The organism is uncultured Mailhella sp. (genome assembly GCF_947631555.1).
In the GTDB taxonomy this organism is placed as follows: domain Bacteria; phylum Desulfobacterota; class Desulfovibrionia; order Desulfovibrionales; family Desulfovibrionaceae; genus Mailhella.
In genome coordinates, this window is the sequence record NZ_CANRLT010000001.1 from 33,658 (window position 1) to 48,642 (window position 14,985).

Annotated in this window: 12 protein-coding genes; 9 read left to right on the forward strand and 3 right to left on the reverse strand. The window is 59.7% G+C overall.

Translation table 11 applies throughout. From position 1 onward, the window contains the following. Window positions 1-5: 5 nt before the first annotated feature. The 7 genes from Q0Z94_RS00150 to rfaD all read left to right on the forward strand — a co-directional run bounded on the left by Q0Z94_RS00150 (window position 6) and on the right by rfaD (window position 6,772). Entirely contained in the window at window positions 6-647 is a 642-nt protein-coding gene (locus Q0Z94_RS00150; protein WP_298065713.1) for a gamma-glutamyl-gamma-aminobutyrate hydrolase family protein, read from the forward strand. After that, window positions 644-1,423 carry a phosphocholine cytidylyltransferase family protein gene (locus Q0Z94_RS00155; RefSeq protein ID WP_298065715.1) on the forward strand — a complete coding sequence of 260 codons (780 nt, stop codon included), beginning with the start codon at window positions 644-646 and terminating at the stop codon, window positions 1,421-1,423. Before Q0Z94_RS00150 ends, Q0Z94_RS00155 begins: the two co-directional genes overlap by 4 nt. A gap of 319 nt (window positions 1,424-1,742) precedes the next feature. Beyond that, complete coding sequence (queA, locus tag Q0Z94_RS00160; RefSeq protein ID WP_298065718.1) at window positions 1,743-2,843, forward strand: tRNA preQ1(34) S-adenosylmethionine ribosyltransferase-isomerase QueA; 1,101 nt, start codon at window positions 1,743-1,745, stop codon at window positions 2,841-2,843. A 425-nt stretch (window positions 2,844-3,268) separates the two neighbouring features. Next, entirely contained in the window at window positions 3,269-4,867 is a 1,599-nt protein-coding gene (locus Q0Z94_RS00165; RefSeq protein WP_298065720.1) for a hypothetical protein, read from the forward strand. Beyond that, a complete protein-coding gene (locus Q0Z94_RS00170) occupies window positions 4,824-5,078 on the forward strand; it encodes a hypothetical protein (protein ID WP_298065722.1) in 255 nt (84 codons plus the stop codon). Before Q0Z94_RS00165 ends, Q0Z94_RS00170 begins: the two co-directional genes overlap by 44 nt. 16 nt (window positions 5,079-5,094) lie before the next feature. Further along, window positions 5,095-5,787: a YkgJ family cysteine cluster protein gene (locus tag Q0Z94_RS00175; RefSeq protein WP_298065724.1), complete on the forward strand. Its 693-nt coding sequence runs from the start codon at window positions 5,095-5,097 to the stop codon at window positions 5,785-5,787. A 4-nt stretch (window positions 5,788-5,791) separates the two neighbouring features. Further along, window positions 5,792-6,772 (forward strand): ADP-glyceromanno-heptose 6-epimerase, encoded by a 981-nt coding sequence (gene rfaD, locus Q0Z94_RS00180; protein ID WP_298065726.1) that lies wholly within the window; start codon window positions 5,792-5,794, stop codon window positions 6,770-6,772. Window positions 6,773-6,830: 58 nt separating this feature from the next. Here rfaD and thiL read toward each other — a convergent pair whose 3' ends face one another. From thiL to yihA, 3 genes are read right to left on the reverse strand one after another with little or no spacing between them, the layout of a single operon-like run. After that, window positions 6,831-7,856 (reverse strand): thiamine-phosphate kinase, encoded by a 1,026-nt coding sequence (gene thiL, locus Q0Z94_RS00185; protein WP_298065729.1) that lies wholly within the window; start codon window positions 7,854-7,856, stop codon window positions 6,831-6,833. Next, entirely contained in the window at window positions 7,853-10,150 is a 2,298-nt protein-coding gene (locus Q0Z94_RS00190) for an ATP-dependent helicase (RefSeq protein WP_298065731.1), read from the reverse strand. The genes thiL and Q0Z94_RS00190 overlap by 4 nt, the downstream gene beginning before the upstream one ends. Continuing rightward, window positions 10,143-10,940 (reverse strand): ribosome biogenesis GTP-binding protein YihA/YsxC, encoded by a 798-nt coding sequence (yihA, locus tag Q0Z94_RS00195; RefSeq protein WP_366517550.1) that lies wholly within the window; start codon window positions 10,938-10,940, stop codon window positions 10,143-10,145. The genes Q0Z94_RS00190 and yihA overlap by 8 nt, the downstream gene beginning before the upstream one ends. Before the next feature lie 53 nt (window positions 10,941-10,993). On the opposite strand from yihA, the gene efp reads away from it, so the two are divergent. Continuing rightward, window positions 10,994-11,551, forward strand: coding sequence for an elongation factor P (gene efp / locus Q0Z94_RS00200; protein WP_298065733.1), 558 nt, complete (start codon window positions 10,994-10,996; stop codon window positions 11,549-11,551). Window positions 11,552-11,737: 186 nt separating this feature from the next. After that, the gene (locus Q0Z94_RS11805; protein WP_366517549.1) at window positions 11,738-14,980 is read left to right on the forward strand and encodes a DNA translocase FtsK 4TM domain-containing protein; all 3,243 of its coding nucleotides are present in this window, start codon (window positions 11,738-11,740) and stop codon (window positions 14,978-14,980) included. Window positions 14,981-14,985: the final 5 nt, after the last annotated feature.

The window sequence follows — 14,985 nt, forward strand, 5'->3', positions numbered from 1 at the left end:
TGACCATGATCGCCATAACCATGCGCATGATGCGCCACAGCTACGCCAGCGGCACACAGGAAGTACGGGACGCGCTGGCCCAGGACTGGTGGAGTTTTCTGAACCGTGCCCTGCCGGGCGTGCCGGTACTGCCGCTGCCCAACATCGGCAGCGAAGCCGTGGCCCTGGCGCAGGCGCTTTCCGTGTCCGGTCTGATCCTCACAGGCGGGGATGACTGGGGGGTGTTTCCCCGGCGGGATGCCACTGAAGAAGCCCTGTTCCGCTGGGCGGAACGGAAGAATTTGCCCGTTCTCGGGGTGTGCCGGGGCGCGCAGATGATCAACCGTTTTATGGGGGGGCGTACGAGTTTCGGCTTTGGAGCAGAACATGCGGGCACCCGCCATGCGCTCCACGTCGTTCCCCGCGCCGGAGAATTGCCGCTTTCCCCGGTGCCTCCGGAGGTCAACTCCTGGCACAACGGCGGCATACGGCCGGACGATCTTGCTACCGGTCTCATCCCGTGGGCCTTTGCCCCGGACGGCAGCGTGGAAGGCTTTTGCCGTGCGGATGGCAGCATAACGGGCATCATGTGGCATCCGGAGAGGGAACAAACGGCACAGGCTCACGATATTAACCTTTTTCAGATCTTGAATCGGGGGAACGCATGAAAGCAGCAGGAATTATTCTGGCGGCAGGGCGCGGATCGCGCATGAGGAATCTGACGGAGGAACGCCCCAAGTGCATGGTGGAGCTGGCGGGCAAGCCCTTGCTGCACTGGCAGCTGAGTGCCCTGCGAAGGGCAGGAATCAGCAGCATTCTGGTCGTGCGCGGATATCTGGCCGGGTGCCTTGAGGCAAGCGCCGCCACGGGTGAGTTTGCCACCGCGGAAAATCCGCGCTGGGAGCGGACGAACATGCTGTCCACACTGCTGTGCGCGGACGAGTTTGCCCGTAAGAGCTTTGCCCTTGGCGTGGAGCGCCTCATCGTCTCCTATTCGGATATCGTCTATCACTGGGAGCATATAGGTGCGCTGCTGTCGTGTCCCGAGGATATCGCCATTACCTATGACACAGAATGGGAAGCCCTGTGGACATTGCGCTTCGGCGATCCGCTGCTGGACGCGGAAACCTTTCGTCAGGAACATGGGCTGCTGCGCGAAATCGGCGGCAAGCCGGCTTCCCTGGCGGATATACACGGCCAGTACATGGGGCTTTTGAGTTTCAGTCAGACCGGATGGAACATCATGACCAAGCTGTGCGCTGACCTGGGCGAGGCGGTGGACAAAACGGATATGACCAGCTTTTTGCGCCTGCTGCTGTCCAGGTCAATCGAGGTTGGCGCGGTGTCTGTGGCCGGCAAATGGTGCGAGGCAGACAGCGGCGCGGATATCCAGGTATACGAAAAGGCGCTGGAGCAGAGGGGCTGGTCCCATGACTGGCGATAAAAGCAGACTGCTGCGAAACAGGAAAATGTTACAAGTGCAAGCGGCCTTTAATCTGGCTGTGGATGTATTCGCACGGAAGATACGGCCACTTTGCAAGCTGCGAAGAGGGAACATATGCTTTGTATTTAAAAATATACATAGATTAAATTCTTTAAAAATGTGGTTTGAAGCATATTTTTGCAGGTTTTATGAGAGAGTTGTCAGAAACAGAGCTGTTTTTATGGCAGCATGATTTGATCATAGTTTTCTTTTTTTAAGGTTGATTTTTTTTAAGATAAAGCAGACATAGGGAGGGAGAAAACTTCTTTGCAGGAATACGATGAAAGAGCCGTCCGCCGCTGATTTTCAGCTTTCAAGCTATGACTACGCCTTGCCGGAAGAACGGATAGCGCAGTTTCCTCCCGAGGAGCGTGGCGCTTCCCGCCTCATGGTTGTGGACAGGAAGTCGGGGGAAAATATCCATACTGCGTTTGCGCAGCTTCCTGACTTTATCCCGGAAGGGGCGCTTCTTGTGGCCAACAACTCCCTGGTCGTGCCCGCACGTCTTCCGGGCTTCCGCCCTTCTGGAGGAAAGGCGGAACTTCTCCTCCTCACCCCGCCCCCGCTTTTAATTTCCGCAGCAGAGGAAGAGGACGGCTGGAAGCACGCCCGCGCTGAAGTCCTGCTCAAGCCGGGAAGGGCCATCCGTGTGGGAGACCGGCTGACCTTCGGCGACAGTATTGCAGCCGAAGTACTGGCCAAGAAGGAATACGGCCGGCACGACGTGAAACTGTTCTGGAAGGGGGAGCTTGTGAAAGAGATGAAGAGCATCGGCCGCATTCCCCTGCCCCCCTATATAAAAAGGGAACAGCGCAGCGAGGATCTTTCCCGCTATCAGACGCTGTACGCCAGGCGCGACAAGGCAGGCAGCGTCGCTGCTCCCACGGCGGGACTGCATTTCACCGAGGCCATGCGCCGGACGCTGGAGGAGCGGGGGTTTTCCTGGGCGGAAGTCACCCTGCACGTCGGTTACGGAACCTTCAGTCCCGTGCGGGAAGATGATATTCGCCGTCACACCCTGCACGGCGAGTTTGTGGAAATTTCTCCCGAGACCGCTCAGACTGTACGCCGTGCCGTGAGGGACGGGCGTCCGGTTGTGGCCGTGGGCACGACTTCCTGCCGCACACTCGAAGGCTGCTTTCAGCTGCACGGGGAGATTCCGGAACAGGGATGGCACGGCTGGACAAATATCTTCATCTATCCCGGCTATACGTTCCGCGTCGTCGAACACCTCATCACGAATTTTCATCTGCCCCAGTCTTCGCTTATCATGCTAGTCGCCGCCCTGTGCGGAAGAGAACGCATTCTTGACGCCTACGCGGAAGCCGTGGAAAGAAAATACCGCTTCTTTTCCTATGGGGATGCCATGTTGGTACGCTGAAGAAAGGTTCAGCGGGAGGAGCGCACGGCGGAGCGGGAAGCGGACGAGGGGCTTGCCGGGCAAGGGCTATTTCGTTACCATATTCTGGCTTTCAGCCATTTTTCAGAAAAGAAAGGTGGCTGAAAGGGGTAAGTTTGTGCTGTCCGGGGCGTCGGCTTTGCGGCCCTGTAAAACACCGTGAGCGCCTGCCGGCGCGCCACACAGAGAGAAGCAGGTTTGACATGGACAAGAGGGGTGAGGAAAGAGGAAGATTTTCCAACGGGCGTGCTTTTGAACGGAACAGCGAGAAAAAGCGCGGAACAGAAGCCTCCGGCGCGTTCCAGCGCTTTGAGCCGGGTGAAAACAGGGAAAAGGGGAGAGACTTTCCTCAGGAAGAGAGAAGAGACGGCGCCCGGCGCCCTTCCCGCGGAGACCTGGGCGCAATCATGGATATTGACGCCGACATCCTGCACCTCATCGCCCGCCGTTCCCACCTTCTTTCCCGCCTGAGTTCCGGCGGCCGTCTGGCCTCAGAAAAGGAAAAAATCCTGCGCCTGGCCTGGGAGAGCAAGGCCGCCCGCCTTTCCCGCGACAGCCGTCTTTCCCGCGATTTCTTCGTGCTTCTTCAGTCCATTGAGATTCTGTCCCGCGCCGAAGAGGAACAGGGGGGATATAACCTGGCTCCTTCATTTGAGGCCGTGGACATCCGCCTGCCCGCGCCCACGGATCTGATGGCGGCCCGCTGCTGGCTGGCGCTTGCCGCGGCTTCCGGTCAGAAGCTCATGGTGGAGCGCCTGCCCCTCACGAACGCCGTGGTCAGCGCCATCAAGGCGCTGAATCAGATGGGGGGACAGATCGGGTGGGATGACGATGGCGTGATACAGAGCCGAGGCGGAAGCGGCCTTACCCGCAATATGGACAAGGTGATCCATATTGGTGACGACGCCTTTAATTTCTGGCTTGTTCTCGCCTTTTCTGCAGGTATGCCTACCCGGCTGAAGATCACGGGAGAGAATTCCCTGCGTTTTCTCAACCTCGCTCCGGTTCGTCACTTCCTGCCCCAGCTTGGTGTACGTCTGACCAATGTCATACCCTCCCAGGACGGCCTTCCCGTCCGCATCGAGTGTTCGGGCCTGACGCCTCCCGAGGTAACGCTTCCTGACGACATTCCCGAAGACTTTGCCGCGGCACTTGTGCTTGCCTCTGCCTTCTGGGAACATCCCTGCCGCATCGTTTTTTCCGAAAGAGCGCCCCGCTTGCTGCCGCTGGTGCTGAGTATTCTTGAAGTTTCCGGAGCGGCGGTACGTTACGAGGAAGGAGCGGTCAAGGTGGAGCGCGGAACCCTCTCCCTTCCCGAAAAACCGGTGATTCCCGTGGATCCGATGGTCGCAGCCGTGCTGTTGATGCTTCCGGGATTCAACGGCGGACGGGTTGAGCTTTCCGGTGGCTGGGGACATTTCCGCGCACATGGGCTGGTGGAGAAAATGCTTCAGGACGCGGGTCTGGACGTTGCCTATGCCGCGGATTCCGTAGTCTGTTCCGGCAAGAGCCGGGCAACGGCGGCTCCAACGGCCGCAGATCTTGCCGCCATTCTTGAGGTCTGCCCGGAGCTTTTGCCTCTGGCGGCGCTGATCACGGCCGCGGCGGTGTGTGAGGGCGAGAAAACCGGTATGCCTGAACTTTCCGGCGAAGACCGGCACCTGTTTACGGCGTTTTCAGCCGTGTGCGGCGTGGAGGAGCGCGATGGGGTCCTTGTCTGCGGCGGGAAGGACGCGCCCGGCTTCTGGGTAGCCCCCTCGGCGTCCTGGGCCATGGCCTACGCTCTGGCGGCCTTCCTGCGGCCCAATATCCGGCTTTCCAATCCCGGCATCGTTTTCGGACGCTTCCCTTCCTTCTGGAAAATCTATAATGCCCTGCCCTGCCCGGACCTGACAGGCAGGGAGAGACAGGAGACTGAAGATGTCAGACCTGCCCGCAGACGTGTCATCGCTCAGGGAGTCTATGGAGAGCTTCCTCCAGAACCCCCTGCCGGAGACGATTTCTGAGCTTGAAGCGCAGATCGCCGTCATCGAAGCTGAACAAAAGCGCTGTGCAGATACCATAAAGGAACTGATGGCGCGTGAAGATTTTGCCAAAGGCATCTATTACGCACAGGAGATACACGAGCTGCATCAGCAGAAGAACATGCTGGAGACTCATAAACAGTACCGCCGTGTGCGCATCGGCCGTCTGAATTTTGAGCGCGGCTCGTTCTGAAGAGGCTGGGAGAGTTATGAGCGAAGAACACAAGTGCCGGCAGTGCGGAACCTGCTGCCGAAAGGGTGGCCCCGCCCTGCACCGGGAAGATTTTCCCCTGCTGGCAGAGGGCGTGCTTCAGCTTCAGGATTTGTGTACGTTCCGTGCCGGAGAGCTGGTGCGGGATACGTCCGATGGCAGCGTGGTGCCCCTGCCCGAGGAGATCGTCAAAATCGCTCCGGCTCATGGGGCCCGCCCAGACGACTGGACCTGCCGCTTTCTGACGGGAAACGGCCGCTGCTTCATCCACGACCGCGCTCCTGCGGAGTGCCGCGCCCTGTTCTGTGACGATCCTTCGGCGCTTCTGGCCATGCACTGGGAGGATCGCCTGGACAGAAAAACCATTCTTGAGCAGCTCGAAGCGCCGGCGTGGCTTCTGGAATCAGTTCAAGCGCATGAGGAGCGCTGCGGCTATCAGGAACTCACCGAGCTGGCCTCGCGGCTGGAAACGCAGGAACAAGCCCGCAGGGAGCTGGTGGAAGTTGTGGAGTACGACCGTGCCTTCCGCGACCTGGTAGCGGAAAAGGGCAAGGTGCGCCGGGAAATGCTGGATTTTCTGTTCGGGCGTCCGCTCCTGCACACGGTCGTCATGTTTGGCATCGACGCCCGGCGTCATGCCGACGGAAGTGTCACTCTCGTCCAGACCACGAAAGCCACCCTCAAGAGGTAGAAGCATGATTATCGTCACTGGAGGCGCCGGACTCATCGGCGCGAACATGATCTGGGAGCTGAACCGTCAGGGAGAGGACGACATCCTCGTGGTGGATAACCTCGCTTCTACAGAAAAATGGAAAAATTTGTCTCATCTGCGCTACAGCAATTATCTGCACCGTGACCGCTTTCTTGAGCAGCTCCGTTCCGGCCATAAACTTGAAGGCGTGGAAGCTGTGATCCACATGGGCGCGTGTTCTTCCACCACGGAGAGCAACGCCGATTTTCTCATGGAGAACAATTTTCACTACACCGTGGAATTGTGTCTTGCCGCACTGGAAGCCGGAGCGCGCTTCATCACGGCGAGCAGTGCGGCCACCTACGGGGACGGGGAACTGGGCTTTTCCGACGACCTGGAGCTTATGCCGAAGCTGCGCCCGCTGAACATGTACGGCTATTCCAAAAAGCTGTTCGACCTGTGGTGCCTGCGCCATCATCTGCTTGATGAAGTCGTGAATCTGAAGTTCTTCAACGTCTACGGCCCGGATGAATACCACAAAGGCGGCATGATGAGCATGGTTTGCCGTGCCGTTCCACAGGTGCGCGAGACGGGCAGAATACGCCTTTTCAAGTCCGGCAGCGAAAAATACGGGGACGGGGAATCCGTGCGCGACTTCGTCTATTCCAAAGACTGCGCGGCCCTCATGCGCTGGTTCATTGAACAGCGTTCCTGCTGCGGCATCTTCAATGTAGGCACGGGAAAGGCGCGCTCCTGGAACGACCTGGCCCGCGCCGTGTTTGCCGCCATGGATCTGCCGGAACATATCGAGTATTTCGATATGCCTGAACACCTTAAGGGCAAGTATCAGTACTTTACGGAAGCGGACATGTCCTGGATGGAGCGCGAGCACTGCCCCATACGTTTCCACAGCCTTGAAGAGGGCGTGGACGACTATGTGCGGAACTACCTGACCCGGGAAGACCCGTACCTCTGTTCACTCTAGGCAGCATAAAAAAACGCTGTTCTCCTGCTGGAACGGCGTCTTTTGTTATGGGAAGATTTCAGGCTCCGAAGTGGTCGAAGCCTTTCATGACAACGAGTTTCCCGTTCAGGAAAAAAGGCCCCTTGCGCACCTGTCCCAGCACAAGAGGGCGGATCGAGGCGTTCTGAAGGCAGGTACGCAGGTCAGGCCAGAGCGCCTGCGGGCAGGTACAGGCCAGGGCGTAGTCTTCTCCGCCTTCAAGGGCGAAGGCTGCTGCGTCCAGTCCGCGGCTTTCCGCATAGGTTCTCACCTCGCTGTGGAGCGACTGTTCGGGGAGGAAGAGTTCCGCCCCCAGGCCACTGCCTGGGCTGGCAAGCAGGCGGGGCAGGTCGCGGGCCAGGCCGTCGGACACATCCATGAGGCCGAGGCGTTCTCCGGCATCGTGTTCCACCGCAAAGCGTCCCAGAAGCGCCCCTTCCCGAACCAGAGGCTGGGGACGCAGGTGGCGGGAACAGGCTTCGGGCCAGAGGGCTTTCACCCTTGCCGCCGCGCTTGCGTCCGGATCAGAGAGCGTTTGTTCGAGGACGGCAAGCCCCAGGCGGGCGAGGCCGATGTCACCCAGCAGGATCACGAGATCGCCTTCTTTGGCCACGCCGCGGCGCAGTCCTTGAGGCAGACCGGCGGGCAGTTCGCCCCAGGCCGTGATGCAGACGTTCAGGAGTGCAGAACGGGAGAGATCGCCGCCGGACACGCAGAGGTCGAAACGCCGGCTCAGCGCGGCCATGCCTTCGCAGAAGGCGTCGAGCCACGCGGCGTCTTCGCGGCCGGTGAGCGTCAGTCCTATGCTGAAGCCCGTGGGACGCGCGCCGGCAGCCCCGATGTCACTCAGGTTGACCGCGAGGGCCTTGAAGCCGATGTCGCAGGGAGTGAAATAGCGGCGGCGAAAATGGGAGTCTTCCACAAAAATATCGGTGCTGACGGCCAGCGGACCAGAGGGGCGCAGAACGGCGCAGTCGTCTCCCCGCCCCAGAAGGAGCGAGGGGTGAACGCGGGGAAAATGCCGGTCCACGATGGAAAGAATGTCGTCTTCGCCGGCGGGTTTCATGGCTTCTCCAGAATAAGGTAGTCGGCCAGAATAATTTTCAGTCCCAGCCCGGGGAAATTGACGCGGTATTTGTCCGGCGGGATTTCTTCGACGATTTTACCTCTTCCGAAAATGCGGTGACGGCAGAAACCGAGCCTTGAAGGATCCTTGCGTTCGGCTTTCGGCGTTTCCCATTCATCCGCCCCTTCTTCCCCCTTTTCTTCCCCATGCTGCGCTGCGGTCGAAGGCGGAATATCCGGTTTCCATGCGGTTCTTTCCCGTTGGGGCGGCCATGCACCGGAGCGTTCTTCTTCGTCCCGGCGCTGGAGCCTGGAAGAAGTTTCGTCCGGAGTGCCGTACTGTCCTGAAAAGCGTCGTTCGGAGCGCGGAGGTTCAAGGACGGTTCGCCGCGAGAGAACTCCCCCGTAGCCTTCGTAGATTTCGTCCAGCCTATCCGGGGACAGTTCGCGGATAAAGGTGCTGGGGGTCGCTGGTTCCTGCCCGCCAAACGCCCTGTTGTACAGAGTGAGCGGGGAAAAAAGATCCAGCGTGTCCTTTGCGCGTGTGCAGGCCACATACATGAGCCGCCGCTCTTCTTCGAAGTCCTCCGGACGCACCGCGGCGTGGCGCGAGGGGAAGCGGTCTTCCACGAGGTCGATGATGAGCACACAGGGCCATTCCAGCCCCTTGGCGGAATGGACGGTGGACAGGGTGACGCTCCTGCCGCCGTCGTCTTCCTGATCTTCTTCGGGATTGTCCAGCGAAATATCAGCCACGAAGAGCTGAAGATCCTCGTAGCCTGAAGCTATGGAGGACATTTCCTCAAGGCCCTGAAGGCGCCTCGGCCAGTCGTCGGGAAAAAGCTCCTCCATCTTCGGACGGTAGTGTTCGAGGATGCGCAGAACAGCGTCTTCCGGCTTGACTTTCTCCATGCGCAATCCGGCGATGAGCGCCATGTTTTCCCTGAAGTCGGGCCAGCGGCCGCAGGCCTTGTTCAGCGCCTGTTCGTCGCCGCGGCAGGAGAGTTCGAAAAGCCTGCGCGAGGTCTTTGGCCCTATGCCCTTCGAAAGGGCGGCGATGCGGTCAAAGGAGGGCAGATCAAGGGGATTGACCACGAGCCTGGCGAAGGCCATGACATCTTTGACATGGGCCGCTTCCGCATAACGCAGTCCGCCGTATTTGCGGAAGCCCACGGCGCGTTTCTTCAATTCTACTTCCAGATGGTAGGACTGGTAGCCGGAGCGGAAAAGTACGGCAATATCGCCGGGCTGATGCGTTTCGAGCAGTTCTTCGATGCGCCGCGCCGCAAGCTGGGCCTGACTGAGGTCGCTGAGCGGCCGGTAGAGGGTGACGGCCTTTTCTTCTGGTACAGGACGGCGGGAGAAAAGGTGCTTCTGATAGCCCTCTGTACTGTGAGCCAGCAGGTCGTTGGCCACATCCAGCACAGGCTGCACCGAGCGGTAATTTTCTTCCAGACGGATGATATGCGTTCCTTCAAAGAGCTTGGGAAACTCCAGAATGTTGCGCACCGTGGCCCCGCGAAAGGCGTAGATGGACTGGGCGTCGTCACCCACGGCCATGACATTGCCCCGTTCTCCGGCGAGGAGACGCACCAGACGCGCCTGCACCTTGTTGGTGTCCTGATATTCGTCCACCATGACTTGATGGAAACGCAGCTGCTGGGCGCGAAGGATTTCCGGTTGTTCCAGAAAGAGCCGTTCCAGTTCGAAAAGCAGGTCGTCGTAGTCCAGGAGCGCGTGTTCGCGCTTGTAGTTCTGGTAGGCTTCGGCCAGCTGTTCGAGGTCGGAGGCATGGGGCAGGAGGTGCTGCGCCTCGCGTGAGAGCACGTCTTCGAGGGGCAGTTCCTTGTTGCGTGCCTTGCTGATGAGGGCGAGCACGGCCTGTTTTTGCGGGAAGGTGCGGTCGCCCTTGCCAATATTAAGGGTGTCCTTGCAGGTTTTCAGGGCAGCCGTACTGTCCGCCGTGTCCATGATGCTGATCGGGCCGCGGCTCCAGGAGGGCGGATAGCGCCGCAGCACGGAAAAGGCGAAGCTGTGGAACGTGCCCCCCTGCACGCCAAGGAGCTGCTCATCCAGAAGCTGGGAAGCCCGGTGCAGCATCTCCTGTGCGGCCTTGCGCGTGAAGGTAAGCAGCAGCATGGAGTGAGGGGCGCAGCCCTGTTCGGCGAGCCAGGCCAGACGGTAGACAATGGTTCTTGTCTTGCCGCTTCCCGCGCCGGCTATGACCAGCAGCGGGCCTTCCGGAGCCGTCACGGCTTCTTTTTGAGGCTTGTTCAGAAGGGAGAGATCAAGCATGTTCAGGAGCGCCCGTGGAAATTTCCGCGTTTAACGGAGTTTCGGCAGTGCGTCCAGCTTCGCGCAGGCGCACCCAGAGTTCATCAAGTCCCATGCGGGTTACGGACGAGACGACGACAGGTTTGTCTCCCAGAAGGCGTTCCCAGGTTTTTGCCTGTGCCGCCCGTTCCTGAAGTCTGCATTTGTCCGCCTTTGTCAGCACACCGATGACGGGCAGGCTGCGGGCGCGGGCAAACTCGGCCATGATGCGGTCGGATTCCTGTGTGGGAATGCGGCAGTCGATGAGCAGGGCCAGTGCGCGCAGGGAGGGTGTATGCTCAAGGTAGCGCTGGATGAGGGCGGCCCAGGCTTTGCGCTCTTCCTGACCGCGGCGGGCGTAGCCGTAGCCGGGGAGATCAGTGAGGCAGAAGCCGTCGGGGTGGACTTTGAACAGGTTCACGGAGCGGGTCTTGCCCGGTTCGGAGCTGACTTTGGCCAGCGTTTTCCTGCGGGCCAGAGCGTTGATGAGGGACGATTTGCCCACGTTGGAACGTCCGGCAAAGGCGATCTGCGGAAGGTCGTGTGCTGCGGATTCCAGCTGATTCAGGGTGTAGAGCGTGGCCAGAAGTTCCAGCGAAGGCGTATTTTTTTTGTCGGACTGGTCGGGCATACGGCTCCCCGTGAGTTGACAAAGTGAGGCAGTATCGGACAATATATCTTGCTTTTTGGAAAGGACAGAGTAGCCCGCTCTCTTGGAAAAGGCAAATCCCTGTTCTCGTTCCAGCAGGGCGGCCGGAACGGGTCCCGACAGCGCTGGGGTTGCCGTCCGTCCTGGTCTGCATAAGAATTTTGCCTGGAGGCATCATGTATTCTACTACCGACTTCCGCCGCGGCCTGAAGATTGAGCTTGACGGCACCCCCTACGAAATCATTGAATTTCAGCATTTCAAGCCCGGCAAGGGCGGCGCTATGGTGCGTACCAAGCTGCGCAATATCCTGAATGGCCGCGTGGTGGACAACACCTTCCGTTCCGGAGAAAAAGTAGGCAAGCCCGACATGGAACAGCGCGACATGCAGTACCTGTACCGTGAAGGCTCCGATCTTGTGTTCATGGATATGACCACCTACGAACAAATCAGCCTGCCGGAGAAGGACACCGACGGGAAATCCGAATTTCTGCTGGAGTCCCAGCAGTGCCGCGTTCTGCTCTACAACGGCCAGCCCATCGATATCGAAATCCCTGTGAGCCTCGTGCTGACCGTGACGAAAACCGAACCCGGCGTCAAGGGCGACACCGTGTCCAACGTGACCAAGCCCGCCACGCTTGAGACCGGCGTGACCATTCAGGTGCCGATCTTTGTGAACGAAGGAGACCGCGTCAAGGTGGACACCCGCACTCGCGAATACCTCGGCCGCGACTAGTCCGCAGCCTTGCACTGCCGAACTGCCGCAAGGCCGCTCCGCGTCCTTACGGCGGTTTTGTTTAACTGCGAATGCAAAAACAAGTCTGACGCGGCCGCCTCGCGGTAAACTGAAAGCCGCGTTTCTGGCGTACCTGTTCCCTGCGGGGCACGGGGATTCGGCGTTTTTGAACTATCAAGGTGAAGTATGTACGGACACAGACTGCTGCGTGAGCTTTTCGGGCTGCTCTTTCTTTTCTGCGGGCTGCTGATGCTGCTCAGTCTGTGGAGCTACAATGCCGCTGACCCCACGTTCAACCAGGCCACCAACGTTGCCCCCATCCATAACGCCGCCGGGCAGTTCGGCGCGTATCTTGCCGGTTTTCTGGTGGATCTGTTCGGGATAGCTTCCTTTCTCTGGGTACTGTTCTTTCTGGCCGTGGGAGCAGGACTGGTTTCCCGCTGGCTGGTGCTCAAGTGGTATCGCTGGATCGGCTACCTGCTGCTCTATCTCTGCACACTAGTCTTTTTCTCGGCTGCCGGTATGGCGTTCCATGGTATGACCGGCGGTGGTTTTGCGGGCAGGCAGCTCTGTGAGATTTCCTACCGCTTCCTCAGTCCTTACGGTTCTGTGCTGCTCTGGGTCTTCGCCTTCCTTATTGCCATGGAACTCTCCTTCAGTGTTTCCTGGCTGACGCTTCTCGGCCGCTTTGTCTCCCGGGCCATTACTCTCGTTCCCTCCTTTGGTGAAACCTTCGATCTTCCCGGCGCACATCTGGGAGAAACGCTGAAGAACTTTTCTCTTCCGTCATTCTCCATAAAGACAGTATTGGAAAAACTGAAGCTCAAAAAGGAAGCGATTCCGCACCCAACACTGGACATCCTTTCCGAGAAAAAAACGGAAAAAAGCCCTGCACCGAACGCGCCTGGTCTGACGCTTGACCTTGAGGGCGTTTCCGCTGCCGGATCTTCTCACGAGCTTGGAGAGTCGCAGAAGGAGCTTGCCGAACCTGCGCAGAATTCTGCTGTGCCTGCCCCGGCGGAAGTGAATGACGAGGTCTTGTCCGTCGATCCGGGGTTGACACTGGTGGACGAACCTGAAAGGCTCATGCCGGACGCACATGCTGAAGAAATGGCCTCTTCCACTGAGCCGGACGACGAGTTTGTCCTTGTGCTTGAAGAGGAAGTGGAATCTGCGTCTGTTCCGTTCCAAACAGGTCCGGTACCCGAAGCAGAGGTGAGCGCTTCGGCCCAGACGCCCGACCCGCTTCCACGGGAAGACACCGCACAGAAAGAAAACGAACCTGTGGAGCCGATAGCCATTCCTGCCTCTGCGGACATGGAGACGGACGACTTCCCGGCCATGTTCACGGCGGCCTCAGGGCTGGAGAAATCTGAAGCACCAGCGGATTCCTCTCAGGCGGTTTCAGTGCCGGAAGCTGTATCTCTTCCTGACGCTGCGCCCGCCGATGAGCCGGGAGTCACCTCTGTTGCCTCTGTTGCAGCCCCCTCCTCCGCTTCTGTGGGGGCAGCGAACCTGGAGGAGTCCCCGACTCTGTCCGAAAGTCCGGTACAGACGCCGTCTGCTCCGCAGGAACTGCGGCCCGATGCGTCTTCGCCCTTCGGCACAAGGACTATCCTCCCCGATCCCGAACCCGCACGGGGAAGCGCGTCCGCATCCTCAGCCATCCCGTCTTCTGCAGAAAACCGGCAGGGCGGAGAGGCACGTCCCGCACCGCCCTTCCCTTACGCAAGGATTATCCGGCCGGCACCGGGGCATGAAGCGGCGTCTTCTGCCGAACCAGCCGCCCTTGCCTCCACGTCTGCCGCGCCCGAAGCGGCGGGGAAATTTCCGCAGGATGAGGAATACGCTTCCGTGGCCGTTGCTGTGTCGCAGGCTATGGCGGCGCAGCACTCTGAAGAGCAGCCCGCTCCTGCACCTGCGCCCGCACTTCCGGAACACCGTGTTTTGCCTCTGCCGCCGCTGGAGCTGCTGGATCCCCTGTCGGACACGGCGATACAGGAGCGCCCGGACAGCGACGTGCTGGAGCGTCAGGGCGAGGCCGTCATCACCTGCCTCAAGAATTTCAACGTCCACGCGACGCTGGCCAGGATTACGCCCGGCCCTGTGATTACCATGTTTGAAGTGCGTCCGGCTCCGGGGGTGAAGGCCACGCGCATCACCAACCTTGCCGACGATCTGGCCATGTCACTCAAGGCCACGGCCGTGCGTATGCAGGCGCCTGTACCCGGTACGGACACCGTGGGCGTGGAGGTTCCCAATCCGAAGCGTGCCACCGTGTTTTTCCGCGAGATTGTGGAAGACGAGACCTTCCGCGGGGCGGAATCTCTGCTTACTGTTGCCCTGGGCAAGGACACGGGCGGGCGGCCCTTCTCGGCCGACCTTGCGCGTATGCCGCATCTGCTGGTGGCCGGCGCCACGGGTCAGGGCAAGAGCGTGTGCCTGAACGCCATTTTGCTCAGCCTCCTCTGCCGAGCCCGCCCGGATGAGGTACAGCTCATTCTTGTAGATCCCAAGCGCGTGGAATTTTCCATGTACGCCGACCTTCCCCACCTTGTTCACCCCGTGGTCACGGACATGGATCTCACCAAGAACGCGCTGCTCTGGGCCATCGACGAAATGACCCGCCGACTCTCGCTGTTCTCGAAGGTGCAGGTGCGCAACATCACGGGCTACAACGAGCGCCAGGCAAGACTGCGGGAAGCGGTGGAGGCCGGAGGCCCCGTGCCCGTAGATCCGGAGACCGGTGAACCGGAAGACCTTGCCAACATGCCGTTTCTGGTCATCGTTGTGGACGAGCTGGCCGACCTCATGATGATCAAGCGCAAGGAAGTCGAAGGCAGTATCGTCCGGCTGGCCCAGCTTGCCCGTGCCGCGGGCATACACCTTATTCTTGCCACGCAGCGCCCCAGCGTGGACGTGGTGACCGGTCTGATCAAGGTCAATTTTCCATGCCGTATAGCCTTCAAGGTGACCAGCAGTCAGGATTCGCGCACCATCCTTGACGGCGTGGGAGCGGAAAAGCTCCTGGGCATGGGTGACATGCTGTTCAAGGCCAGTACGGGTATGGTGAAGCGCATCCACGGGGCCTTTGTGAGCGACTCCGAAGTTTCGGCGCTGGTGGACTACTGGAAAAAACTTCAGAAGCCCAACTACAAGGTGGACTTCGCGGAATTTGGCAGCGAGGAAGAGGACTCTTCCGATGATGTTGGGCAGATCGGCTCACGGGGCAACGATATTGTGGACGATCCCATGTACTCCGAGGCCGTACAGTTCGCTCTGGAGAACGGCAAGGTATCCATTTCCCTGCTTCAGCGCCGCTTCCGCATAGGCTTCAACCGCGCCGCCCGCTTTGTGGATCAGATGGAGCGCGACGGCATACTGAGCGAGGCCGACGGCACCAGACCGCGCAGTGTCGTTCGCCGGTAGCAAGG

Bases quoted from the DNA above. Each gene is read 5' to 3' on its own strand.
- Q0Z94_RS00190 (WP_298065731.1), bottom strand. From the start codon at position 10,150: ATGCTTGATCTCTCCCTTCTGAACAAGCCTCAAAAAGAAGCCGTGACG.
- Q0Z94_RS00175 (WP_298065724.1), top strand. From the start codon at position 5,095: ATGAGCGAAGAACACAAGTGCCGGCAGTGCGGAACCTGCTGCCGAAAG.
- queA (WP_298065718.1), top strand. From the start codon at position 1,743: ATGAAAGAGCCGTCCGCCGCTGATTTTCAGCTTTCAAGCTATGACTAC.
- Q0Z94_RS00155 (WP_298065715.1), top strand. From the start codon at position 644: ATGAAAGCAGCAGGAATTATTCTGGCGGCAGGGCGCGGATCGCGCATG.
- Q0Z94_RS00165 (WP_298065720.1), top strand. From the start codon at position 3,269: ATGGATATTGACGCCGACATCCTGCACCTCATCGCCCGCCGTTCCCAC.
- Q0Z94_RS00150 (WP_298065713.1), top strand. From the start codon at position 6: ATGATCGCCATAACCATGCGCATGATGCGCCACAGCTACGCCAGCGGC.
- efp (WP_298065733.1), top strand. From the start codon at position 10,994: ATGTATTCTACTACCGACTTCCGCCGCGGCCTGAAGATTGAGCTTGAC.
- thiL (WP_298065729.1), bottom strand. From the start codon at position 7,856: ATGAAACCCGCCGGCGAAGACGACATTCTTTCCATCGTGGACCGGCAT.
- rfaD (WP_298065726.1), top strand. From the start codon at position 5,792: ATGATTATCGTCACTGGAGGCGCCGGACTCATCGGCGCGAACATGATC.
- Q0Z94_RS00170 (WP_298065722.1), top strand. From the start codon at position 4,824: ATGGAGAGCTTCCTCCAGAACCCCCTGCCGGAGACGATTTCTGAGCTT.
- Q0Z94_RS11805 (WP_366517549.1), top strand. From the start codon at position 11,738: ATGTACGGACACAGACTGCTGCGTGAGCTTTTCGGGCTGCTCTTTCTT.